Source organism: Paenibacillus sp., from assembly GCF_035645195.1.
GTDB lineage: Bacteria > Bacillota > Bacilli > Paenibacillales > YIM-B00363 > Paenibacillus_AE.
Genome location: NZ_DASQNA010000010.1, coordinates 63,793 through 87,523, shown reverse-complemented (window position 1 = coordinate 87,523; position 23,731 = coordinate 63,793). Strand labels below are relative to the sequence as shown.

Annotated in this window: 24 protein-coding genes; 15 read left to right on the top strand and 9 right to left on the bottom strand. The window is 61.9% G+C overall.

Going from position 1 to position 23,731, the window contains the following annotated elements; translation table 11 throughout:
- Nucleotides 1-670 precede the first annotated feature (670 nt).
- The gene (locus VE009_RS04735; RefSeq protein WP_325006258.1) at nt 671-1,462 is read right to left on the bottom strand and encodes an aminoglycoside phosphotransferase family protein; all 792 of its coding nucleotides are present in this window, start codon (nt 1,460-1,462) and stop codon (nt 671-673) included.
- Between the two features lie 146 nt (nt 1,463-1,608).
- The gene (locus VE009_RS04730; RefSeq protein WP_325006257.1) at nt 1,609-1,947 is read right to left on the bottom strand and encodes a DUF4870 domain-containing protein; all 339 of its coding nucleotides are present in this window, start codon (nt 1,945-1,947) and stop codon (nt 1,609-1,611) included.
- A gap of 179 nt (nt 1,948-2,126) precedes the next feature.
- Here VE009_RS04730 and VE009_RS04725 point away from each other — a divergent pair, with 179 nt between their 5' ends.
- Together VE009_RS04725 and VE009_RS04720 are read left to right on the top strand one after the other, a co-directional pair.
- Nucleotides 2,127-3,248 (top strand): HD-GYP domain-containing protein, encoded by a 1,122-nt coding sequence (locus tag VE009_RS04725; RefSeq protein ID WP_325006256.1) that lies wholly within the window; start codon nt 2,127-2,129, stop codon nt 3,246-3,248.
- A 140-nt stretch (nt 3,249-3,388) separates the two neighbouring features.
- Entirely contained in the window at nt 3,389-4,414 is a 1,026-nt protein-coding gene (locus tag VE009_RS04720) for a Gfo/Idh/MocA family oxidoreductase (RefSeq protein ID WP_325006255.1), read from the top strand.
- A gap of 58 nt (nt 4,415-4,472) precedes the next feature.
- On the opposite strand, the gene udk is transcribed toward VE009_RS04720, so the two are convergent.
- From udk to VE009_RS04705, 3 genes are all read right to left on the bottom strand, one after another.
- Complete coding sequence (gene udk / locus VE009_RS04715) at nt 4,473-5,099, bottom strand: uridine kinase (protein ID WP_325006254.1); 627 nt, start codon at nt 5,097-5,099, stop codon at nt 4,473-4,475.
- 149 nt (nt 5,100-5,248) lie between these two features.
- On the bottom strand, nt 5,249-6,676 hold the full coding sequence (locus VE009_RS04710; protein ID WP_325006253.1) for an MFS transporter: 1,428 nt from the start codon (nt 6,674-6,676) through the stop codon (nt 5,249-5,251).
- A 127-nt stretch (nt 6,677-6,803) separates the two neighbouring features.
- Nucleotides 6,804-7,343 carry a TetR/AcrR family transcriptional regulator gene (locus tag VE009_RS04705; protein WP_325006252.1) on the bottom strand — a complete coding sequence of 180 codons (540 nt, stop codon included), beginning with the start codon at nt 7,341-7,343 and terminating at the stop codon, nt 6,804-6,806.
- Nucleotides 7,344-7,528: 185 nt separating this feature from the next.
- Between VE009_RS04705 and VE009_RS04700 the strand changes: the two genes are divergently transcribed.
- Nucleotides 7,529-8,620, top strand: a complete 1,092-nt coding sequence (locus tag VE009_RS04700; RefSeq protein ID WP_325006251.1) for a threonine aldolase family protein — start codon at nt 7,529-7,531, stop codon at nt 8,618-8,620.
- A 61-nt stretch (nt 8,621-8,681) separates the two neighbouring features.
- Here the strand turns inward: VE009_RS04700 and VE009_RS04695 are convergent, their stop codons facing one another.
- On the bottom strand, nt 8,682-9,311 hold the full coding sequence (locus VE009_RS04695) for a YitT family protein (protein ID WP_325006250.1): 630 nt from the start codon (nt 9,309-9,311) through the stop codon (nt 8,682-8,684).
- Nucleotides 9,312-9,473: 162 nt separating this feature from the next.
- Here VE009_RS04695 and VE009_RS04690 point away from each other — a divergent pair, with 162 nt between their 5' ends.
- The 7 genes from VE009_RS04690 to VE009_RS04660 all read left to right on the top strand — a co-directional run bounded on the left by VE009_RS04690 (nt 9,474) and on the right by VE009_RS04660 (nt 14,978).
- A complete protein-coding gene (locus VE009_RS04690; protein ID WP_325006249.1) occupies nt 9,474-9,920 on the top strand; it encodes an Lrp/AsnC family transcriptional regulator in 447 nt (148 codons plus the stop codon).
- A 237-nt stretch (nt 9,921-10,157) separates the two neighbouring features.
- Nucleotides 10,158-10,586, top strand: a complete 429-nt coding sequence (locus VE009_RS04685; RefSeq protein ID WP_325006248.1) for a hypothetical protein — start codon at nt 10,158-10,160, stop codon at nt 10,584-10,586.
- Between the two features lie 179 nt (nt 10,587-10,765).
- Nucleotides 10,766-11,305 carry a histidine phosphatase family protein gene (locus tag VE009_RS04680; RefSeq protein WP_325006247.1) on the top strand — a complete coding sequence of 180 codons (540 nt, stop codon included), beginning with the start codon at nt 10,766-10,768 and terminating at the stop codon, nt 11,303-11,305.
- 87 nt (nt 11,306-11,392) lie between these two features.
- The gene (locus VE009_RS04675) at nt 11,393-12,073 is read left to right on the top strand and encodes a response regulator transcription factor (protein WP_325006246.1); all 681 of its coding nucleotides are present in this window, start codon (nt 11,393-11,395) and stop codon (nt 12,071-12,073) included.
- Complete coding sequence (locus tag VE009_RS04670) at nt 12,066-13,325, top strand: HAMP domain-containing sensor histidine kinase (protein WP_325006245.1); 1,260 nt, start codon at nt 12,066-12,068, stop codon at nt 13,323-13,325. Before VE009_RS04675 ends, VE009_RS04670 begins: the two co-directional genes overlap by 8 nt.
- 50 nt (nt 13,326-13,375) lie before the next feature.
- A complete protein-coding gene (locus VE009_RS04665) occupies nt 13,376-14,578 on the top strand; it encodes an acyltransferase (RefSeq protein ID WP_325006244.1) in 1,203 nt (400 codons plus the stop codon).
- Nucleotides 14,579-14,678: 100 nt separating this feature from the next.
- Nucleotides 14,679-14,978 (top strand): hypothetical protein, encoded by a 300-nt coding sequence (locus VE009_RS04660; protein WP_325006243.1) that lies wholly within the window; start codon nt 14,679-14,681, stop codon nt 14,976-14,978.
- 3 nt (nt 14,979-14,981) lie between these two features.
- Here VE009_RS04660 and VE009_RS04655 read toward each other — a convergent pair whose 3' ends face one another.
- The 3 genes from VE009_RS04655 to VE009_RS04645 form a co-directional block, all read right to left on the bottom strand.
- Entirely contained in the window at nt 14,982-15,638 is a 657-nt protein-coding gene (locus VE009_RS04655) for an FMN-dependent NADH-azoreductase (RefSeq protein WP_325006242.1), read from the bottom strand.
- Between the two features lie 29 nt (nt 15,639-15,667).
- Entirely contained in the window at nt 15,668-15,808 is a 141-nt protein-coding gene (locus tag VE009_RS04650; protein WP_325006241.1) for a hypothetical protein, read from the bottom strand.
- 181 nt (nt 15,809-15,989) lie between these two features.
- Nucleotides 15,990-16,667, bottom strand: coding sequence for a hemerythrin domain-containing protein (locus VE009_RS04645; RefSeq protein ID WP_325006240.1), 678 nt, complete (start codon nt 16,665-16,667; stop codon nt 15,990-15,992).
- 208 nt (nt 16,668-16,875) lie between these two features.
- Between VE009_RS04645 and VE009_RS04640 the strand changes: the two genes are divergently transcribed.
- From VE009_RS04640 to VE009_RS04620, 5 genes are read left to right on the top strand one after another with little or no spacing between them, the layout of a single operon-like run.
- A complete protein-coding gene (locus VE009_RS04640; protein WP_325006239.1) occupies nt 16,876-18,294 on the top strand; it encodes an ABC transporter substrate-binding protein in 1,419 nt (472 codons plus the stop codon).
- Nucleotides 18,295-18,297: 3 nt separating this feature from the next.
- Nucleotides 18,298-18,975, top strand: a complete 678-nt coding sequence (locus VE009_RS04635) for an ABC transporter ATP-binding protein (RefSeq protein WP_325006238.1) — start codon at nt 18,298-18,300, stop codon at nt 18,973-18,975.
- The gene (locus VE009_RS04630) at nt 18,941-19,996 is read left to right on the top strand and encodes an efflux RND transporter periplasmic adaptor subunit (RefSeq protein WP_325006237.1); all 1,056 of its coding nucleotides are present in this window, start codon (nt 18,941-18,943) and stop codon (nt 19,994-19,996) included. The genes VE009_RS04635 and VE009_RS04630 overlap by 35 nt, the downstream gene beginning before the upstream one ends.
- The gene (locus VE009_RS04625; protein WP_325006236.1) at nt 19,993-22,794 is read left to right on the top strand and encodes an ABC transporter permease; all 2,802 of its coding nucleotides are present in this window, start codon (nt 19,993-19,995) and stop codon (nt 22,792-22,794) included. The genes VE009_RS04630 and VE009_RS04625 overlap by 4 nt, the downstream gene beginning before the upstream one ends.
- Nucleotides 22,795-22,816: 22 nt before the next feature.
- Entirely contained in the window at nt 22,817-23,674 is an 858-nt protein-coding gene (locus VE009_RS04620) for an ABC transporter ATP-binding protein (protein WP_325006235.1), read from the top strand.
- The last annotated feature ends 57 nt before the right edge of the window (nt 23,675-23,731 follow it).

Sequence of the window (23,731 nt, the reverse complement as noted above, 5' to 3'; positions counted from 1 at the left end):
TCATCAGAGTTTTTAGAGTATTTACTCTCAATCAACGCATTTCCATCGCCTCCGCTTGTTGCCCCGAAGCCGAAGAATAAGGAGGTCTCGTCCCCGCTAGCGTAAACCCCTTACACGGTCGGAACTAAATAAAGCAATGAACAAGGAAAATCCCCCGAAGGCTGAAATCATGCTAAACATGCCGGATTGGGATATCTTCATAAGCCAAAACGGGATCGGTACCGTTGAATAGGAAGGCGACATGGTAACGATCGTGTAAATGACAGGAGAATACAACGTCAATGCAAGACATGGAACACTAACACCTAGAAGTAACGGCATGTTTATTTTTACCGACCATCTTTTTATGAAGAGCAAGGAGAGATAAATACCGAAGAGAGTGGGTGCAACGGAGAAATACCAAAAGGATGCGTGGTACTGAAAACTGCTCGAACTGTTCCTTTGAACTATAATTTCAAGCTCGTAACTCATAGTAACCATAAAAATTAACCCCAAAAACCACATCACCCTGAAAAAGTAACTCGACCACCTCAATCAAATTCCTCCTTACTTCTGACAATGACACAACACAAAAGGCCCAACACTCCTTTTCAAGTTTACGTTTCCACGACTTCCCAAGTTGCGCAAAACTGCCAAGATTGTTCAGCGGCCGTGCGAAGCAATTAGTAAGTTAGAAAAATGCGTACAGTCCGTTTTCAAAATATTTGTACTCTCGCTCATCTAATATCTTTTTTCCGTATCCTTCAAAGAAAGCATCAATTTCCGATTTAGTTTCAATAGCATTGGGCTTCGGTCGAATCGCTAATGATAAATCATATCTTGGGTCTCCAAACGCGCCGCCGCTCCAATCAATAACGCTAGTTACTTTTCCATCATGAAAAATGACATTATCAATAGTAAAATCACCATGAATTAAGGTATTTTTTACTGGCGCGGGTTTGTTTGTTTTTAATTCCTCCAGTAATTCAGGCGTTCCATCGACCGAATCATTTTTAAGATTAAATTCTGCTCGCCGCAACATTTCTTCCAACCAATCAGAATCCCACATTATATCTTTTGGGCATGGAGTTGAATGAATTTGTGCTAAGACTGCACCAAATTCGAATATCATTTCATGCTTTTTATTCTTATTCTTCTCATTAGGTAATGCTTGCCTCAAGGTTTCCCCTTCGAAATATTGTAGTAATGCCCATGATTGATTCTCTTTTGTTTGCTCCACAAATAAGTAAACATTGGGTATTGGCAACGGTGTATTGTTTAGATATTTAAGGATGCGTACTTCATTGGTTAACCAAGAACAATACTGCTTGCCCTTTGTACGTTTTAAAATAAAGCGCCCCTTCGCACTTTCAACTATTCCAACATCAGATGTATGACCTTGTCTTGGAAATTTAATGTCATTAATTGAATCTAAGCAGTCGATTATTTCGTTGGGGATTTCGTCAACTTTGATTGGAAGCATAAGTAGCCACCTCTATATTTCCCCTCATTTTAGCCAATCCTTTTGCTTGAACTCTACTGCCCAGTTAGTTCAACAGGCTGCCGTTGATGCAGGCAGCCTGTTCATAACTCTCATGTCCTTTAGCTGTGGAGCTTTCTTGCATTCAATTACAGGAAGCGGATCGTCAACGGATACCGGTATGCAACGCCATCATTCGCCTTAACGGAAGCGATAATCGTCATCACGAGCCAGAAGATGCCTACGGCGATCGAAAGAATAATGCCAATCCCTACGAGAATGAGAATGGCTGACGCGATCCCGTAAATGGCAACGCTGATTTGGAAGTTGAGCGATTCCCTCCCATTGCTATCGATAAAGGAGGAGGTGTCCCTTTTGATTAACCAAATTACAAGCGGGCCGATGATCGATCCTAACGGGATCACAAATCCGATCAGAGCAATTAGGTGGCAAAGCATGCCGAACATTCTTTCGTCTTTTGAATACATATGCAGTCTCCTTTTCCATATTGTTGCTTTATACGCCATTGTATTCGGTAATCAGTTCCAATATCCTGCCTGTTATTTCGATAAAAGAAGGCTCGCCGCCCTATAAGAAAGGTCATGTACGAGCACGGGCATTCTTTATATAATGGAGACAACGACACAGCATGAAGGGAAGACGCAGCATGGAAGGTGTTTCGCGCTTACGCCGGCTAACGTCCACGAAGGCCGGCAAATTGATGGCGATCGGACATGCGTCAACGTATTTCGCGCTGCTTATCTTATCCCTGCGGCATTATTGGATTTACCCCGCGAACCATTACGAGACGCTGGCGGCTATCCTGGGGATCGGGTTTTTGCCCTCGCTCGCGCATAAGCTCCTGCCCGACAGATTCGCGCCGTACGTGCTAGTCGGGAATGCGCTGCTCATCGTCTCGCTCGTGTTCGTCCTCATGCGGGAGTGGGCGCTCGCGGGCGTGTTCGTGCTCATCCCCGTGTTTTCGCTGCTGTTCCAAGGGCGAGGCATTTATATTTTCGCGTCGGCGGCGTCGCTCGTGCTCAACGTCGTCTTGTCGATCCTGTTTTTGTTCGACGAGAGCGAGCCGGCGCAGCAGACGGTCATTTTGTTGGACGTCCTGACCGTGTTTCTCATCCTCGTCTTCATCATTTACTTCGTCGTGAAAGAGCTCCGCTGGCGATACATGGCGGAGGCGCGGCACCTTCAGACGATCCTGACGTTGTCGCAAAGCGTGGAGGCGAAAGACGCCTACACCCAAGGGCATTCGGAGCGCGTGGCGCATATCGCCAGCTTGCTCTCCGAACGGATCCCGGGATTGAATCCGCAGACGGTATATAATTGCGGGCTGATTCACGACGTCGGCAAGCTTTCGATTCCGGACAGCATACTCTTGAAGAAGGGACGCCTCTCGGACGAGGAATACCGGCTGATGAAGGAGCATACGACGAACGGCGCCAAGCTGTGCTCCAACCTGAACATCCCGCAGGAAATCGTCGTCGGCGTGCTCCACCACCACGAGCGTTGGGACGGGAGGGGCTACCCGCTCGGCCAGCGGGCGGAGCAAATTCCGCTCATCGGCCGCGTGCTGGGCGTGGCCGACGCGATCGACGCGATGTGCTCGAACCGGGCGTATCGGAACGCGTTGGACATGGCCGATGTGATCGAGGAGATCCGGAACAACGCCGGCACGCAATTCGATCCCGACATCGTGCGCATCGCGCTGGAGCGGTGGACGGACATCGAACAATACTACAATGCTAATAGGACTTCCGTTCAAGCAGCCATATAAGCAGCCATATAAAGGGTAAGGTACGCAGGAGGAGCCGGAGCTCGAGCCGGCAGCAGTCCGGCAATGCTAGCGGCGCAATTGCCGACGGTACGAAATATGAGCCGACGAGAGTCGGCGGAACAGGCGGTGGAGAGGGAAGCATGGAACAAAGGTATCGAATCGTCGTCGCAGGGTGCGGCGCCATGTCGAACGCGTGGATCGAGTACGCGAAGGGGCGGGACGACGCCGACATCGTCGGCCTCGTCGACATCCGGGAGGAGTCGGCGCTCGCGGCCGCGGAACGCCATCAATTGCGCGTCCCCGCATTTACCGATTTGGAACGGGCGATCGCGGAGACGGACGCGAATCTCGTCTTCGACGTCACCGTGCCGTCCAGCCATAAGCGGGTCGTGTCGACGGCGCTTCAAGCCGGCTGCCACGTCTTCGGCGAGAAGCCGATGGCGGAGTCGATGGACGATGCGCGGGAGCTGCTCGCCCTGACGCGGACGACGGGCCGGCGGTACGCCGTTATGCAAAACCGCCGGTACCACCCGCACATTCGCGCCGTCCGCGACGCCGCGGCCGCCGGGGCGATCGGCTCCGTTGGCTCGCTGCACGCCGACTTTTTCCTCGGGCCGCATTTCGGCGGCTTCCGCGAGCTGATGGACAGCCCGCTCATATTGGATATGGCGATCCATACGTTCGATCAGGCCCGCTTCATGAGCGGAGCCGATCCCGTGTCCGTATACTGCCACGAATACAATCCCCCGGGGTCTTGGTACCGGGGCAATGCGTCCGCGATCTGCATCTTCGAAATGAGCGACGGTTCGGTGTTCAGCTACCGTGGCTCGTGGTGCGCGGAAGGATTCTCGACGTCGTGGGAGGCGGATTGGCGCATGACGGGAAGCCGCGGGACGATCCGTTGGGACGGCCGCGAGGCGCCGCGAAGCCAGGTCGTGGAAGAGGCGCAGCCGGGGCTGTTCCTGCAGCCGGCCGTGGAGCGGGAGCTTCCGATCCTTTGGGACGGGCGCGAAGGTCACGCCGGCTGTCTCGACGAAATGTTCGCCTCCCTGCAGGAGAACCGGCCCGCCGAGACGGACGCGTCCGACAACATTAAGAGCATGGCGATGGTGTTCGGGGCGATCGAGAGCGCCCGGCGCGGCGAGAAAGTCATGCTTCGGATATAGAGAAACGGCCCGGGATCGGTCGGATCCCGGGCCTTGCGCGTTGCGCCGCCGCGCGCGTTCAGTCGAAGCGCCCGCCGGACAAATATTTTTCCGTCAAAATAGACAGCAGCTGAATGCCGACTTCGTTGTGCCCGCCTTCGGGGATAATGATGTCGGCGTATTTTTTGGACGGCTCGATGAACGCTTCGTGCATCGGCTTGACCGTGTTCAAATACTGGTCGTGGATGGACTGGATCGTCCGTCCGCGTTCCTGGATGTCCCGCAGCACGCGGCGCAGAATGCGCACGTCGGGGTCGGTGTCGACGAACACTTTGATATCCAGCAGCTGGCGCACCTTCTCGTCGGACAGCACGTGCAGCCCTTCGATGATGACGATGTTGTTCGGCGCAAGCTCCACCGTTCGATCCGGGAAGCGGGCGTGCTTCGTGAAGTCGTAGACGGGCGCGTAGGCGGTGCGGCCTGACTGCAGAGCGAGCAGATGCTCGACGAGCAGATCGTTATCGAAAGCGAACGGATGGTCGTAGTTGATCGTCTCGCGCTCGGAGAACTCCAGATGCGAGTGATCCTTATAGTAGTTGTCTTGGGAGATAAAGGTCACTTTATCCGTTCCCAAACGGTCGATGACGGAGCGGGCTACCGTCGTTTTGCCGGATCCGGTGCCGCCGGCGATACCGATGATGAGCATGAGAATCGAATACCCTCCGAACGTGTGTGCTAAGGTAATTTCAGTATTGTAGCACAGTTTCGATTCATTTTCACATCGGCGGCGCCGGCGGCTCGGACGCGCTCGGAACGGACCGCGGAAGGGCCGCGAAAGGGCCGCGGGAAGGGCTGTCAGCCGGCGCTGCCGACCGGCTTCGCCGCGCCTTCGGCTTCGGCGTTCCGCCGCGCCGCGCCGCTTCGGGCGAACGCCGCCAGCGCGATCCACGCGGCCGCGATCATGGCGGAGCTGGCGTACAGCGCGGGCACGACGTGACTGCCGAAGTCGGCCGGCGACTGAATCGCGGAACCCGACTGGAAGATCGTCGCGCCGATCGCGATGCCGAACACGCCGCCGAGCTCGCGGACCGCGTTGCTGATGCCGCTCGCTTCCGCCGCGGACGCTTCCGGCACCGAGGACAGCACGCCGTGGGCGAGCGGGGTGAAGCTGAGCCCCATGCCCGTGCCGGCGAGCATCATGAGCGGCGCTTGAACCAAGAACGGGAAGTCGACGCCGTTCGCCGCGATGAGCAGCCCGAAGCCCGCCAGCGCGATCGTTTGGAGCAGCAGTCCCGCGCCGAGCACCGTCTTCGTGCCGAATTTCGAAATCGCGAGCCCGGCGAGAGGCGCCGCCGCCATCGTGCAGCCGGTCCACGCCATCGTCCGGACGCCCGCTTCCAGCGCGGAATATCCTTGCGCCTGCTGCAGGAACAGCGTGAGCAGGAAAATGGAGCCGAAGATGCCCGCGTTCATCCAAAAGCCGGTGAAGATGTACGCGGCGTAGGAGCCGCTGCGGAACAGCTCGAAGCGGACGAACGGCTCCTTCCGCGAACGTTCCCAGAAGTAGAAGAGCGTCAGCAGCAGGGCGCCGCCGGTCAGCAGGCCGACGACCTTCACGGAAGTCCAGCCGTCCGCGTTGCCGTGCTCGAGACCGTAGACGAGGCAGAACAGACCGGAGCCGATGAGCGCGATGCCCAGCGGATCGATCGGCTTGCGCTCGCCGCGCGATTCCGGAAGCCACAGCGAGCCGAACACGAGTGCCAGCGCGCCGACGGGCACGTTCACCCAGAAGATGAGCTGCCACGGAGCGCCTTCGACGATCAGGCCGCCGACGAGCGGTCCGATCGACAGGCCGAGTCCCGAAATGCCGGACCAGATGCCGAGCGCCGCGGCCCGCAGGTTCGCGGGGAACGCCGCGTTCACGAGCGTCAGGCTGAGCGGGACGATGGCCGCGCCGCCGACGCCCTGAAGCGCTCTGGCGAGAATGAGCTCCATCGAGCTGCCGCTAAGCCCCGCGAGAGCGGAGCCGGCCGTGAACATCGCGACGCCGGCGAGGAAGACGCGCTTGCGGCCGAACCGTTCGCCGAGCACGCTGAACGGAATGAGCAGCACGGAGAAAGCGAGCGTGTACGCGTTCATGAACCATTCCAGATCGGAGACGTCGGCGGAGAAGGAACGTTGGATCGACGGCAGGGCGACGCCCAGCACCAAATTGTCGAGCATAGCCATAAACAAGGCGATGCAGGTGACGGACAACAAACGAATGCGAGCAGGGGTAAACATGGGGATGATCAACTCCTAATTATTATTTATTGATAAATAAATTTGAGCCAAAAAGAAGTGCCCGCAATAAAGCGGGACGCGCCGCCGGCGAGTCGGTTCGCGCGTTGCCGGCAGCGCCGCGACCCGGCTACGAGTTCGCGCGGGGATGTTTATCGTTCCAGGCGCAAATGCGCGGCAGATCAAGCGCTTCGGACATCGTCAAAATCAGCCCTTGGCCGATGAAGTTGCTGGCGAGAAATTCCGAGTTCGGCAACCCGGCCGCTTCGAAACGCTCCTTGATGCGATCGTACACGGCGTCGAATTCCTTCCGCGTATACTCGCGGATCGCCGGCTCCGGGATCGTGAACGCCGTCATGACGAGCAAAATTTCGTTGCGGTAATCGACGAGCAGATCCGTGAACGCGCGTCCCATCGTCTCCGGGAGCAGCTCCGGAGGGGCGTCCGCCGCCTCGAACGCATGCAGAATGCGCTCGTTCGCCTGCTTCAGGACGGCCAAGTACAGCTCCTCCTTCGATTTGAAAAAGTGGAAAATGTACGGCTGCGTGACGCCGACGGCGCGGGCCACGTCCGCGGTCGTCGTCTTGTAGTAGCCGAATTCCGCGAATAACGCCGCGGCCGCCGCGAGAATTTGCCGTTTGCGCTCGCCGGCGTCTTCTTTAGGACTCATGGGGAAGGAGACATCCTTTCGTTCGGTTATTTATTGATCAATAAATTACACCCTCATGAAAATAATGTCAATACCATCATCCCAATTTTTTTGGCAGCCGATTCCCTCCGGTTATATAATGAACAAACCAAGCGAGCGTCCCGAACCGGGTCTCGCCCGCGGCAAAGAGGAGGTTCGAAGCGCAGATGAGCGAATCCGCAGCGAAGCTGAGAGAAGCCTTCAAGCAAAGCGCATATCGATTGGCCGGCCACTCCGAACGAACCGTTCAGGTGCTGAAGGAAGCGTTCCGCGACGTCGACGGCGAGCTGGAGAGCGACATGTACGGCTCCGGGGAGGCGATCGAGCGATTCGAAGCGAAGATGGCCGCGTTCCTCGGCAAAGAGGCGGCCGTCTTCTTCCCGAGCGGCACGATGGCGCAGCAGATCGCTTTGCGCATCTGGTGCGACCGCAAGGGACTGAAGCGCGTCGCGTACCATCCGCTTAGTCATCTCGAAATCCACGAAGAAGACGGGCTGAAAAAGCTGCACGGCATCGAAGCCGTGCTGCTCTCGGACCGGGATCGCGTCTTGGGCGCCGCCGACGTGCTCGACATGAGGGAAGAGGTGTCTTCCATTCTGCTCGAACTGCCCCAGCGCGAAATCGGAGGACAGCTGCCCTCGTACGAGGAGCTCGAGACGATCTCCTCGCATTGCAAGGAGCGCGGGATCAAGCTGCATCTGGACGGCGCCCGGCTGCTGGAGTCGCTGCCGTACTACGGCAGAACGGCCGAGGAAGCGTGCCGCCTGTTCGACAGCGTGTATTTGTCCGTCTACAAGGGCATCGGCGGCATCGCGGGCGCCGTGCTCGCGGGGGACGCCTCGTTCGGGGCGGAGGCGAAGGTGTGGAAGCGGCGGCACGGCGGCGATCTGATCAGCCTTTATCCATACGTCTTAAGCGCAGATTATTATTTCGAACGGCGGAAGGATTCGATGGGGCGGTATTACGAAGGAGCGGTGCGGCTGGCCGAACGGTTCAACCGATGTCCCGGCATGTCCACGCGTCCGGAGACGCCGGTCACGAACATGTTCCATGTGCATCTGTCGATGCCGAAGGAGGCGGCCGAGTCGTGGCTTACGGACGTCATTCGGGGCACGGGCGTCGGAGTGACGCATTATGTCAGGGCAGCCGGCGAGAACCGCAGCTACTTCGAGCTCGCCGTCGGCGACCGGTACGGCGCGATCCCGACAGCGGCGCTGGACCGTCTGTTCGAGCGCCTCGGCGAGGGCAAGCGCGCATAACATAAACGGGAACCCCCGTCGCGTCCGCGACGGGGGTTCTCGTTGGTAGGGCCGTTCCTCTTTACCCGGCGACGGTCCGTCTCGGCGGACTCGGCGCAAACCGGTTGCCGACCGATATTTTCTTCTTGGCGAACCCGATGATGCTCGAAACGATGAATACCGACGCGATCGACAGCGCCCCTTGCAGCGCTCCGACGGAATAGAAGCCGAGCATGACGATGAGCGTATCGAACGCGAAGTTGACAGTTCCCGGATTCGTTCCGAACCGCTTTTGCAGATACAAGGCCATAATGTTGACCCCGCCTAAGGAAGCGCGGTTGACGAACAGCGTCGTCAAGCCGATGCCGCAAAGGACGCTGCCGACGAACGTACCGAGATACATATTCAGAACGAAATCCGGCAGCCAGCGGTCGACCGCGGTCATCAGCGTCACCAACACGACGGAAACGATCGTGGACAGCGTGAAGTTCCATCCCATCTGAATGACCGAGATGAAATAAAACGGAATGTTAATGACGAAAAACAGCAAAGCGAACGGAACGTCGAACATATAAGAGAGCGACAGCGTCAACCCCGCCGTTCCGCCCGTGACGACCTCCGAATGCTTGAGCACGATAAGTCCTAAACTGATCAACAAACAACCCGCAGCGATCCATAACGGACGATTCATGACGCCCCGTTGTTCATGCATAGTTGTAATCCCCTCTCCGAAATCGACGCCTTGTGTTTCCATGTTATAATAGGAAACTTGAAAATCACATGCAGATCTGACTAAAAAACGTCGAAATTCCTTTCGATTTCGAATGGAATTTGCTAGTATTTGTTGCATATTGAAAATCAGGGGTCGGGGAAAATGGACAAAATCGATATTTCGCTACTGAAACTGCTGCAGGAAGACGCCCGCATGACGGTGAGCGAGCTGTCCAAACAGCTGTCGCTGAGCAGGCCGAGCGTCGCCGAACGGCTGCACCGTCTTCAGGAAAAAGGAATTATCGAAGGGTTCTCGGCGCGCGTATCGCCCGCGGCGATCGGGCGGAATACGCAGCTCATCATCCAAATCAGCGATTTGAAAATTCCCGCGCAGCAGTGGGAGAAAATGATCGTGGAGGAGAAGGACGTGCTGGAATGCCACCGGGTCACGGGACACATCGGGTACGTCATCAAGGCGGCCGTGAACGGAATGGACGGTCTCCGCGAGCTTGTGGATCGTCTGATGAACTACAGTAATTACGTGAACACGTCCGTGATTTTGACTTCCCCGGTGTCCTATCGTCCGATCGTTCCGACCGAAGAAGAATAGACGTCATCCGCCGATTCGCTTACCGGCAGGCGCGGGCCGAGAGGAGCAGGCAAAATTAATAAGGCAGTCGGAGAAGATGCACGTTCGTCCGAACTTAGGAGCACCCAAATTATTTTTGCGTGCAAAGCGCAAAAATTTGCGGTTTTCAGGGCTGCTTACGAGTGTATATTACGAGTACAAAATTGTGATTCATACCATGTAACGAGAGAACAGGAAGGAGAGGAGGTACCGGAAGGGATGAAAAAAACTGTTGCAAGGAAAATTATGCTTCCCACACATATTGTTTTCATAAGCATTTGGACCATAGTTGCTTTTGTTTTGTTCGTAATGAATTTTCTGGCAAGAGAGCCTTCAATATCAGGGACATTGTATTATGGCGTAATGATTCCAAGCGGCATAGGAAGCATGATGACGGGCATGGTGTTGTTTATTATGTTCTACAGGAAAGCATTCCAAATGTGGATTGCAGTAAAGCTCGTGCTTTCCATGGTAATTATGATTTTGATGAGTGTTTGGTTAAGAAGAGGTGTGGAATCGACAGATTCGCTCCTAGCAGCTTATCCATCACTGTTTATTTGCTTACTTTTGGTTATCGCGATCATGTTGTCCATCTATAAACCGAGATGGGCAAAGAGACGTAATCCTCCGAAAGACCAATCCTATTGATTAAACGGCAGCGCATCGTAAACGAAGTTCGATAGTTTTACAAGGCCCCGATCCCCCGGGGCTATTTTCTTTGATTCTGTATGCCTCATATTGGCCGTCCAGCCGGCGCCGGGGATTGCAGCGCGTTTTGACGGAAACGGCGAGCTTGATTATACTCGGGGGCAATACGAGGCGAGGGGATGTTAATGGAGATCGGATTGATGCGGCATTATCGGGTGAAGCTCGCGCCGCCGTCGAAGCGCTTCGTGCCGGCCGACGAGGCGATGCGATGGTACGCCGATTACGACGAGGCGCCGATCGAACTCGGCGAGGCGGACCTCGGCGGCGCCGCGTGGGAGCGCTGCGTCGCCAGCGACTTGCCGAGGGCGTACGGGACGGCGGAGGCGATCTTCTCCGGCGCCGTCGAGCGGCGGGAGGAGCTGCGCGAAGTTCCGCTGCCGATTCCCCGGAGCCGGATCAAACTGCCGCACGCGTGGTGGGCCGTCTACGCGAGGCTGTCGCAGCGGCTCGACGCCGGCGCGCGGGCGGATATACGGCTCGCGGAGGAGCGCATCCGGGCGCTGTTCGACGAGCTGCTCGCCGGGCCGGAACGCCGCATCCTCATCGTCAGCCACGGCGCCCTGATGATGCTGATGCGGGCCGAGCTCGTCCGGAGAGGCTTCCGTGGGCCCGCAATCGGGTATCCGCGGCACGGGAAGCTGTACCGGTTCGAGCGATAGCGGCGAGCCGGCCGGCTGCGGTTTAAGACAACTTTAAGCTTTCTCCGATATAATTTGTAGCAAACGACTCCGTTCGGGAGGTGCGCTATGCGGCTGTTGATCGTCGAGGACGACCGGGGTCTCGCGGACACGCTCGCCGCTTTCATGCGGGAAGAGCATTTCGAGGTAGATACGGCGGACAACGGGGCGGACGGATTGTTTATGGCCGGCCAGGATATTTACGACGTCATCATTTTGGACGTGATGCTTCCGGAGCTGGACGGCCGGCAGCTGCTGCAACGGCTTCGCGCGAAGCGGCTGGATACGCCCGTTCTGTATTTGACGGCGAAGGACGCGCTGCGGGACAAAATCGAAGGATTCAACCTGGGAGCCGACGATTACGTCACGAAGCCGTTCGCGCTCGAAGAGCTGCTCGCCCGCGTGCGGGCGCTCCTGAAACGGAAATACCCGGCCGATCGGGGGGAGCTGAAGTACAAACGTCTGACCGCGAGCCCGATGCGGAAGGAAGGCTACGTCGACGGGCATCCGCTGTCGCTCAAGGGGAAAGAGTACGTGCTGTTCGAATATTTGCTGCTGCATCGGGAGCGCATTTTGACCCGGGAGCAAATGTTCGACCGCGTGTGGGGCTACGATTCGGAGTCGGCTCCCAACGTGGTGGAAGTATATGTCTCTCATTTGCGGAAAAAGCTCGCGGCTTACGATTACGATGCGGTGATCCATACCGTGCGCGGCGTAGGCTACAAGCTGTGGGACCCGTCGGATGGTTGACCGGACCCGCTATCGGCTGACGCTCGTCAACACCGCCGTGCTGCTGCTCATTTTGCTCGCCGTGAACGCCACGGTGTACGCCTTCGCGCATCACGCCATCTTCTCGCAGGTCGATCGCGCGCTGCGGCTGAAAGCCGACGAGCTCTCGGCGCAGCCGAACCCCGATTTCGACTCGTTCTTATACGATTTGGGGCAGCTGGACCGGCCGGTATTCCAAGTCATTTGGTTCGGGGGAGGGCGGGTGAGCCCGCCGGCGCTTACGGCGATGTTCCCCGGCGAGACGATGAAGTTTTACCCGGAGCCGGGACGGACGTACCAAACGATTCGCGTCGACGGCGCGTCGTTCCGCGCGATCGTCGTCGACGATTTCCCGGCGGCGATCAGCGTGAACGGCCAGCCGATGGAATATATGCAGCTCGTGACGAGCGTGTCCGCGGAGGTCGACATGCTTCGCCGGCTCCGCTTCGTGCTGATCGGCTGCACGCTGGCCGGAGCGGTCGCGTCCTTGGCGGGGGCTTGGTTTTTGGCCGGGCGGGCGCTCGTGCCGATCAGCCGGTCGTGGGAGCGGCAGCAGCGGTTCGTCTCCGACGCGTCCCACGAGCTGCGCACGCCGATCACGATTATCCAGACGAGCGCGGAGCTGCTGCTGCGGCACCCGCATCACACGATCGAGCAGGACGCGAAATACGTGTCGAACGTGATGAAAGAAGCGCGCCGCATGAAGCGGCTGCTCGAGCATTTGCTGACGATCGCCCGCGCCGACTCGAACCAGCTGCAGCTGGAATGGCGGCGCATGCCGCTGCACGGGGCGGCGGCTGAGCTCGCGGAGCACATGAGGGCGCTGGCGGAAGCGAAGCCGGTCTCCCTCCGGTTCGAAGCCCGGGAGCCGGTCGTCATCGAGGCGGACGAGGACCGCGTCGTGCAGCTGATGACGATTCTGCTGGACAACGCCATCCAATACACCCCGCCGGGAGGCTGCGTGGAGCTGTCGATCGGGAAGCAGGAGCACTGGGCGCGCATCGTCGTCTCCGACAACGGCGTCGGCATCGCGAAGGAGCAGCTGCCGTTCATTTTCGACCGGTTTTACCGGGCGGACGCGAGCCGCAGCCGGAAGGACGCGGGCGCGGGGCTGGGCCTGTCGATCGCTCAATGGATCGTCGAAAGCCATAACGGGCATATTCGCGTGGTCAGCGAGCCGGGGAAGGGCACGAGCGTGACCGTGCTGCTGCCGCTGCAGCGGCGGGGTTCGTAATAGAAGAGAATCGACAACAACGAATCGGATCAGGTTGATGGGAGAAACGGATGAATAAAGAGAACATCGAAGAAATTACATTGCTGCGCGCCTTGGCGTTTCTCGCCATCGCGACGCAGCACACCATCGGGGAATTTATTTACCGGCCGGATATTCACCAGCCGGACGCGGTGATGCTGGCGATGCTGTTCCACATGACGCGGTTCGGCACGCCGGCATTCGTCTTTATGGCGGGCGCGCTGTTGTTTTACCGCGCTTCGGAAGGGCGGTCCTACGGATCGTTCTTGAGCAAGCGGGCCGGCGACATTCTCGTGCCGTTCCTCGCCTGGACGGCGATTTACTGGGCGACGGCGATGATGTACGCCGGACGTTCGCTCGCGGAGCCCGCGGCCTGGCTCGACCTCGCCCGGCAGCTGATCGAGCCGACGTACGGGTATCATTTGTGGTTTATATTGATGATTTTCCAATTTTATTTGCTGTTCCCGCTGCTGCGGAAGGCGGCCGAGCCGCTCCGCCGCTTCGCGACGCGCCGGCCGGGCCGCGAGGCCGTTCGGACGGCGTGGCTGCTGACGGCGGCCGGGGCGCTTTATTTGGCGCTCGTGTATTATTCGTATTGGCATGCCGGCGCCTTCGCCGCCGCGGTCGGCGGCGCGTGGGAGTGGGCGATGGCTCATCGAACGATGTGGTTTGTGTTCTATTTCTTTTATTTTCTGCTCGGGGCGGTGTGCGCGATGGCGCTGCATCGGTTCCGCGAAGCGGCCGTGAGCCTGCTGCCGGTCAGTCTGTTCGCGTTCGCGGCATGTTACATTTGGGCCGGCTATGCGCTGCTCGACGCGTCGATGGAGACGATGAAGCTCGGCGCCTCCACCTATTTGCGCCCGGTCATTTTCCTGCTGGCGCTCTCCCAGCTCGCGGCAGGGTTCGGCGTGACGGTGCTCGTCGTCCGTCGGGGCGGATGGCTGAAGCGCGCGCTGCTCGCCGTCGGCCGCCTCAGCTTCGGGGCGTTCCTCGCGCATCCGCTCGTGCTGACGGGGGTCGCGTTCTTGACGCGGCCGCTGGATCTGGGAGGCTACCATTTGCCGGTCGCCGTCGCGTCGTCCGCGGTCGTCGCCGCCGGGGCGCTGCTGATCGCGCGGCTCGCCGGGCGGCTGCCGTTCGGGTGGCTGCTCGTCGGCGCGCAAGGCCGGCGCCGTCCTCGCCGCGGCGCGGCCGGCGTGCCCGCCGCGAACGGAGGGACGTCCGCAGGCATGTGAAACCAACGCCCCGCCAACATTTGGACGGCGCGCGGCGGCAGGAATTAAGGCGCTTTCAATCGAATAGATCGGAAACATCGCCAGGAGGAGGCGGCAGCGGATGTACGTTCGCTTGTATGTAAACCTGCGCGGGGGCGAGAGATGTTTGATCGCGAAAGACGGCCATCCGCATCAGGGGCGCGTCGCCGTTTTCGAACGATTGGAATATGTGGGGCCTTACCCGTTGTTCGTGTTTTCCTGCGAGGGGGAGCGCGTCGCGCTGCAGAGCGAATTCGATTTCTCGGTGGTGCCGTATGCGGAGAGCGTACGGTTCCTGCTCGACCTCGCCTTCGACCTGGGCGACGAAGCATGGGCGAAGGAGCTGTTCGAGCTGTTCCTTCGCCGCTGCTCGCCGGAGTGAACGTTACGCGCGAACCGGAGCGGCCGCGAAGCTGCGCGCCGCCTCTTTGGCGTTCGCGATCGCCCGCTCTTTGATCGCTTGGGCTTGATCGGCCATTTGGGCCATGCCTTCGACGATGACGGACTGGACGTCTTGGATGCCGATAAAGCCGAAAATCGTCCGAAGATAACGATCCCCGAATTCCATTTCCTTCGCCGGGCCTTCGGAGTAGACGCCGCCGCGGGCTTGAATATGGATCGCCCGTTTCCCCTGCAGCAGCCCGACCGGCCCCTCGGCGGTATACTTGAACGTTTTGCCGGCGATGCAGATCGTGTCGATGTACGCCTTCACGATCGGCGGGAAGCTGAAGTTCCACAGCGGCGTCACGAAGACGTATCTGTCCGCCGCAATGAATTGGTCGGTCAATTCGTTAATGCGCGCCACCTTCGCTTTTTCCTCCGCCGACAGCTCGTCGAACGCCTTGCCCTGCTGCAGCTTGCCCCATCCGTTGAACACGTCGGTGTCGATGTGCGGGATGTGCGTTTGGTACAGGTCCAATTCGACGATGTCGTCCTCCGGGTTCGCGCTCCGGTATTCGTCGAGGAACGCTCTTCCGACGGACAGACAGTACGATTGCTCTTCGGCTTTCGGGTTCGCTGTAATGTACAGTAGTCTAGCCATGTTGATCTTCCTTTCGCTCGTAGTCGTCGTTACGCCTCGGGGGCAGGGAAAATGTCCTTCCCGTATTCGAACGGGTATTCCATCGGTTCGACGGGCGTTGCGGCCGTCGGTTCCGTCGACTCTTCTAATCTCGCGTCCTCCAGCGGAATATCGGCGCCGTAGATAAACATAGGGGTCCCCCTTCCATCCAAAAGTTACATAGGGAGTGTTCCCCCGGGTATGGAAATCATGCAGGCGCGGAGCAAACGAAAAAGATCGCCCCCGATCCGGCCATTAGGCCGAATCGAGAGCGATCTTTTTTCGCGTGTCGACGTATTCGATTACCGTTTTGCGGGATCGGCGGCGCGGGGGTTACGCCCCTTGCTCGACCGTGTCCAAGGCGGCGGCGAGCTCCGCCCAATCCTCCGGACGAAGCCGCCGCTCCGCCAGCTCGCGCACCGCTTGGTACGCCTCCGGCGGCGCGAACCGCTTCATGCCGCTCAGCATGTCGTACCGTTCGTTGAAGGTAAGCGCCGGCAGCATATAGCGCAGGAAAATCATCATCGTCGCCGGCGGAATCGACGAGCGGATGCGGACGGACACCTCCTTCAGCTGGGCGTCGTCCAGATTAGCCCATAACGCCTCCGCCGCTTCCCCCTCCTCGCGTTCCAAGTGGGAGAAATAGGCCGTCGTAAATCGGGTCAGCTTGCGCTGCAGGATATACCACGTCGGGCCCCGCTCTTCGGGGGCGCGCAGCGCTTTGTCCAGCAAGCCTTGCAGCTCGCCCAGCTCCGCCTCCAGCGTTTCGTGCTCCGCTTCGAGCTTGGCGGCCGTCTCCGGCGCGAATCGCTCGTACAGGTGATGGACGTGCGCGTCCTCGTCGCGGGAATGGGATTCGAGGATGTCGACGATGTCGGCGAATTCCTCCGCGAACCGTCTCAGCTCGCCGTCGTTGTTTACATTCAGGGAACCCGCTTGGAAAACAAGTCCGCCGAGCGCGTGCCGCAGCCCTTTGTGCACCGGAGCTAACAGATCGAATCGTTGGTACATGTGATCAACTAACCTCCCGAAAGATTGATGCTTCGAAAAGCTCTATCCATAAAATACAAGAACCGTTAATAGCCGGGTATTACCCGAAGGTTGAATTCGCAGGTATACGATCGTGTAGTTCGCGGCGGTTTAAGCTTTCTTTAAGACTCTCCCGGCATGATGAGAATCGAAACATATCATTTCGGTTAAGGGAAGGTTGAGGAGAACGATGAGGAAACCATTGTTGAACTTGCGAACGATGCTGGCGGCGGGGCTGCTGCCGGCGCTGCTGACGGCGTGCACGATGCCCGCAGGCGGCGGGAAGGCCGGGGGCGATGCGGAGTGGCGGCCGATGGACAAAGAGGAGAACGTCGAGCTGAAAGTGGCGTACTTCGACCAACAGTCGTTCCTGACGCTGTACGGGAACCTGTTCCGAACGAAATACCCGAACGTCGAATTCGAGGTCGTGCCGCTCTCGAGCGTGTACGGCGCGCCGGACCCGGTGGAGGCGATGCGGGAGCTGATCGAGAGGGAGCAGCCGGACGTCCTGCTGTTGTCGGAGGAGCAGTACGGCGCGTTCGCTTCCGAGGGGCTGCTGTACGACCTCGGGCCCGCGATCGAGCGCGACCGGTTCGACCTGGACAACATGCACCCCGGCGTCATCGAGCTGCTGAAGGGCCGGGGCAACGGAAGTTTGTACGGTCTTGCGCCGGAGTCTAACAGCATGGTGCTTTATTACAATAAAGACTTGTTCGACCGGCACGGTGTGCCGCACCCGACGGACCGGATGACGTGGGAGGAGCTGCTGGCGCTCGCGGAGCAGTTTCCGTCCGCCGGGGAAGGGTTCGAGCGAAGCTACGGCTTGTTCCAAAGCGGCGCCGGCCGAACGGCGTTCGACCTGATCCGGTCCATCGGGGAGGCGAAAGGGCTGCTCGTCGCGGACGCGGACAACGCTCGGATGACGATCGCCGGCGAGGAGTGGCGCAGCGTGTTCGCCTCCGTCGCCGACCGGTACCGCTCCGGCGCCGTGTCGATGCCGCCGGAGCCGAAGCCGGACGGCGCGGCCGCGCCGCCGAACATGATGGTCGTCTCGCCGGAGACGATGAACTTCGCGAGCGGCCTCTCCGCGATGGCGCTCGACAGCGCGATGGGGCTGGGGCTGCTGGGCGCGGGCGGAGGATTCGCCGTGTCGTCGAACGACGGCACTAGACCGGGCGCGTTCGATTGGGACCTCGTCACGGTGCCGGTCGACGCTTCGCAGCCGGACGCGACCGGCGGCATGACGCTGCCGAACGTGTTTGCCGTGAACGCGAATTCGCAGCACACGGCGGCCGCATGGGAGCTGGTCAAGTATATCAACGGCGAAGAGGCCGCCTCGATGAACGCCCCGAACAGCCCGATGCTCAGCTCGCGCCCGGCCTTCAAGCGGGAGGTCGAGGGCAAACGTCTCGACGCGTTCTACGCGCTGGCGCCGAACCCGACGCTGCTGCATCAGCGGCTGCCGTCCTCGTTCGACAAGGCGTTCGCCCTGGCGGCGGACCGCGAAATTCGCCGGATCGTCCGCGGGGAGATCGGCGTGGACGAAGCGCTCGCGGCGCTGGAGGCGGAAGGGCAGACGCTGCTCGAACAAGCGCTGGGCGGAGAATAAGCGGTGGATGCGGATATCGTCCTGCGGGGGGAGCGGATCGGCAAAACGGTCGTCGCCCGGGGGAGGCGGCTGGACATTCTGAAGCAGATCACGCTGACGCTGCGAAGAGGCGAGATCGCGCTGCTGAAAGGGCGTTCCGGTTCGGGGAAAACGACGCTGCTCAACGTGCTGGGCGGGCTCGACGAGCCGACGGAGGGACGGGTGTGGTTCGGCTCCGCGGAGCTGTACCGGCTGCCGGAGCAACGGCGTACGCTGCTGCGGCGCGACCAGATTCATCTCGTGTTCCAGACGTACGCGCTGCTTCCGCAGCTGACGGCGCAGGAGAACGTGGAGCTGGCGCTCCGCCTCGCCGGCGTGCCGCCGAAGGCGCGGGCGGAGCGCGCGGAGGACGCGCTGCGGCGCGCCGGACTGTACGCGCGGCGCGGCCATCGCCCCGCTCAGCTGTCCGGCGGGGAGCGGCAGCGGACGGCGCTCGCGCGGTCGCTCGCGGTGCGCCCTGCGGTGCTGCTCGCCGACGAGCCGACGTCGGCGCTCGATTCCGCCGCGTCCCGCCGCGTGATGGAGTGGATGCGCAGCGCCGCGAAGGAGGACGGCATCGCGGTTTGTTTGACGTCGCACGACGCGGCGATATGGGAGGTGGCCGACGTTGTTTACGAATTGGAGGACGGGCGGCTGGTCTAACCGGCGGCTGGCGGCGGCGCTGGGCGTCTGCTTGCTGTCCGCCTCGCTGGCGGGATCGCTGGCGGGCTGCTCCCTGCTGCCGGAGGAGCCGCGGCGGGAGGCGCTGCCCGACGTGCGGCCGCTCCGGATGGACCCGAAGCCGGTCTATACGGTGAAACGGGGGACGCTCGCCGTCAAAGCGACCGCGAGCGGCACGTTGATCGCCGAGAAGAAGGAGCCGCTGTTTTTCGCGGAGGAGGGCCGGCGCATCGCGAAGCTGTACGTGCGGGAAGGCGACGCGGTGCGGGCCGGACAGCCGATCGCGGAGCTGGACGTCGCCGATTTGCTGACGCAGCGGCTGCGCAAAGAGCTCGAGCAGCTCGAGGCCGAGGAGAAGCTGACCTTGCTGCTGCGGGAAGCGTCGGCCGATTCGGAGGCCGTCGAGAAGGCGCGGCTGCAGCTGGAGCTGCTGCGGCTGGAGCGCGCGCAGCTCGAGAGCCGGCTCTCGGGCGCGAAGCTGCACGCCCCGTTCGACGGCGTCATCGCGTCGCTGGACGCCGAGGTCGGCGACGCGCCGGCCGCGTTCGCGCCGATCGGCGAAATCGCCGACCCGAGCCGGCTCGTCGCCGCGGCTGCGTTAGGCGCCGCCGATAGGGATTTGCTGGCGCCGGGCATGAAAGCGGAGGTGCGGATCAATCGATACGGCGCCGTCGAGGCGACGATTCGCCGCCTTCCCGATCCGCGGGAAGCCGTCGATCCGGCGGATCCCGCCTCGGGCAAGGTCATCCTCGAGCTGGAGAATCCGCCGGAGGGGCTCGTCGAAGGGATGCCGCTGACGGTCAGCGCCGTCAAGGAGGAGCGCGTCGACGCGCTCTTGATCCCGACCGCGGCGCTGCGCGAGCAGAACGAGCGGCGGTACGTGCTGGCGCGGCACGAGGACGGCAGCGTCGGGGAGGTGACCGTCGAGGTCGGCCTCGTCACGACGACGGAGGCGGAGATCGTGGCCGGCCTCGAGGAGGGACAGCAGGTGATCGGCCCATGATTCGGCTGCTGCCGTTCGTGCTGCACAAGCTGCGCCGAACGCCCGGGTCCGCGCTGGCGGCTTGGTTCGGGCTGTTCGTCGCCATCGCGTTCGCGATGAGCATCCCGATGTACGGGGACGGCGCGCTGCGCCAAGTGGCCGCCCACGTCCTGAAGCAGGCGGAAGGGGGCCTTGCGCCCGCGTCGCTGTTGATCAAATACCAGCCGCGGGGAACCGAGCCGGCGGAGGCGGCCGACGTGACGGCGGCGGCCGCCTGGCTGCGAGGCGAATGGCCGGCGGAGCTCGGGCTGCCGCTCCTCGAGTTCGCGGAACGGTGGAGCCTGCGCACCGCCAACGTCCGCGCGGAGGATGCGCCGAACCGGTTCGTCCGGATGCGGCTGGCCGCGCAGGGAGACTTGGAAGCGGCCGCCGAGCTGACGCGGGGGCGCTGGATGAGCGCCGCGCCGAGCGCCGAGCCGGGCGGCGACCCGGGCGGCGGCCCGGGAGAGGGCGGCGGCGGGGAAATCGAGGCGGCAGTGCACGAGGATGCGCTCGCGCGGAACGGCTGGAGCGTCGGCGAACGGCTCGTCTACGAGACGGACGGCTACGGCGGCGCGCGCGCCCGGGTGCGGGTGCGCCTCGTCGGCGCGTTCCGGCCGAAGGACGCGGGCGAGGCGCGCTGGCACGCCTTCGGCGACGCTCCCGACGCGCTGCTCCTCGTCTCGCCGGAGGCGTTCGTGGGCCGCTTCGTCGAAGGGCGCGAGGCGCGGCTCGACGCGGTAAGCTGGTATTACGCGTTCGACGCGTCGGAGCTGCGTTCGGGCCAGCTTCGGCGCGTCATCGAACAGCTGGAGCGCGCCGATGTCCGGCTGGCGCAGCGCCTCGAGGGGACGGCCGTGCAGCTGTCCTTCCTGGACACGATGCGCGCCATCCGGCGGGAGAACGGCGCGCTGCTGGCGATGCTGTTCGCGCTGGCGGCGCCGTCGCTCGCGCTCATTCTGTATTACACGGCCGCGAACGCCAGGCAATCGCTCGAACGGCAGCGCGCGGACATCGCCGTGCTGGCGGGCCGGGGCGCAAGTCCCGGCCAAGTGGTCGCCGCGTACGCGTTCGAGAGCGCGCTGCTCGCGGCGACGGCGTTCGCGGCCGCCGTCGGGGCCGCCTGGCTGCTCGCGCAGGGCATCGGTTCGGCGTCGGGCTTCCTGTCGTTCGTCCGCGGCCGCGCATTCGAAGCGGGCTTGCCGCCCGCCGCCTTCCTCGCCGGCGCGGCGACGGCGCTCTTGTCCGTCGCCGCCAATACGCTGCCGGCGCTCCGTCACGCGAAGACGTCCGTCGTCGACTTCGCCCGGGAGCGGGACGCGGCGGCGGACGCCTCCTCCCGGTTCGCGCCGCTCGCCGACGCCGCCGCGCTGGCGGCCGCGCTGGGCGGGTACGCGCTCGCGCGCTCCGGCGCCGCGCCGCTCGCCGCGGGCGGCGGGGCGGCGTCGCCGTTCTTCGCGCTGCTGCCGGCGCTGTTCCTGTTCGGCGGCTCGCTCCTCGTCCTGCGGCTGTTCCCGCGGCTCGCCGCGCTGCTCCGCCGCATCCGCGAAGGGCGGCTCGCCGCGCCGATCTACGTAACGCTGGCGCAGCTGTCGCGGGACTCCGGCCAATACCGTCCGGTCATGCTGCTGCTCATGATGACGATCGGCATGGGCGTCTTCGATGCCGCCGCGGCGCGCACGCTCGAGGCGAACGCGATCGAACGGATCCTGTACCGGTACGGTGCCGACGCTGTGCTGCACCCAGTGTGGGACGGCGAGCGGGATCGGCGCGACATCCACAAAATTTACTATACCGAGCCGCCCTTCGACCGGTACCGCGGCCTCCCGGGCGTGGCGGCCGAAGCGAGAGTGCTCCGCGCGGAGGCGAAGGCGTCGGCGGCGGGCAAGCCCGCCGGAACCGCGCAGCTGCTCGCGCTGGTCAACACGGAGGCGGCGGACGCCGCCTGGCTTGCGGAGCGGCTGTTCCCGGTCCATCCGTTCCTCTTCTTGGATGCGCTCGGTTCGCATCCGCAGGCGGCGCTCGTCTCCGAACGGATGGCGGCGAGCCTCAGCCTTCGGCCCGGGGACGAATTCGAGCTGAGAATCGGCTACGAACAGACGCCGGTCGCCTTCGTCGTCGCGGGTGTCATCCCGTACTTCCCGACGCTCGATCCGGAGCGGGGGCCGTTCGTTGTCGCGAACCTCGAATACGTATTTTCGGAAGCGCCGAAATTTCCGTACGAAATTTGGCTCAAGATGGAGCCGGGCGCGCCGCTTCGGCCCGCCGTCGAGAAGCTCGTCCGGGACGGGCTCCCGCTCGCGCGCGTCGACGACGCGAGGGGCGAGCTGGTCGACCGGAAAAACCACCCGAATCACGGCGGCCTGCAGGGCATCTTGACCATGGGCTTCCTGCTCGCGATCGCGATCACGTTCGCCGGGTACCTCGGGTTTTGGTTTTTCCTGCTGTCGCGGCGGACGGTCCAGTTCGGCACTCTCCGCGCGGCGGGCGTCACCAGGAGAGAGTTGATCGGCATGGTGCTGCTCGAGCAGGCGCTGACTGCGGGCTTATCGATCGGCTGCGGGCTGCTGCTCGGGAACGCGGCCGCGCGGCTGTTCCTGCCGCTGCTCGAGGACGCGCAAGGCGGTGCGCCGCCGTTCCGATTCGTCGCGGACGGCGCCGACGGCTTGCGCATCGTCGTCGTCGCGGCCGTCATGCTGGCGGCCGGGCTGCTCCTGGTGCTTCGGTATATGACGAGGCTGCGGGCGCACGAAGCGATCAAGCTGGGCGAAGAACGATGAACGGCGGGAGGGGAGGACGCGCATGATCCGCTGCGAAGGCTTGGTGAAAATCTACAAGGCGGAGGACGTCGAGGTCGCGGCGCTGCAAGGGCTCGACCTGTCGGTCGACGAGGGCGAGCTGACGGCGATCGTCGGCAGCAGCGGCAGCGGCAAATCGACGCTGCTCAACATCTTAGGGGGCCTTGACCGGCCGTCGGCGGGGAAAGCGGTCGTGGGCGAATGGGATTTGACGAAGCTGGACGACAAGCGGCGCATCGAATATAAGCGCAGCGCGGTCGGCTTCGTGTGGCAGCAGCCCGCGCGGAACTTGCTGCCGTATTTGACGGCGCTGCAGAACGTCGAGCTGCCGATGGCGCTCGTCGGCCGGCCGAACCGCGCATACGCGCTCGAGCTGCTGGACCGCGTCGGCATGGCGCACCGCAGACACCATCGGCTCGCGGAGATGAGCGGCGGCGAGCAGCAGCGGGTCGCCGTCGCGATCGCGCTCGCCAACCGCCCGCGGCTGCTGCTCGCCGACGAGCCGACGGGGGCGCTCGATTCGGCGAACGCGCAGCGGGTGCTCGAGACGTTCCGCCGGCTGCATCGGGAGACGCGATGCACGATCCTGATCGTCACGCACGACCGAGCGACGGCGGAGAGCGTCGACCGCATCGTGGAAATCCGCGACGGCATGACGAGCGCTGAATGGCTGAAGCGCAAGGAGACCGGCGCGGAGGAGGCAGCGCGGCCGCATGCGCGCTACGCGGCGCTGGACCGGGCGGGGCGGCTGCAAATTCCGAGAGCGATGCTGGAGGAGATGCGGGTCGCGGACAAAGTCGCACTCCGGTTCGACGGCCGCGCAGTCATCGTCGAGCCGCCGGGCGAAGAAGAGCCGGCTTGAACCCGGAACTTTGCGCAGCGCCTCGTTTCGTCGCGGAACGGGGCGCTGTTATCGCGA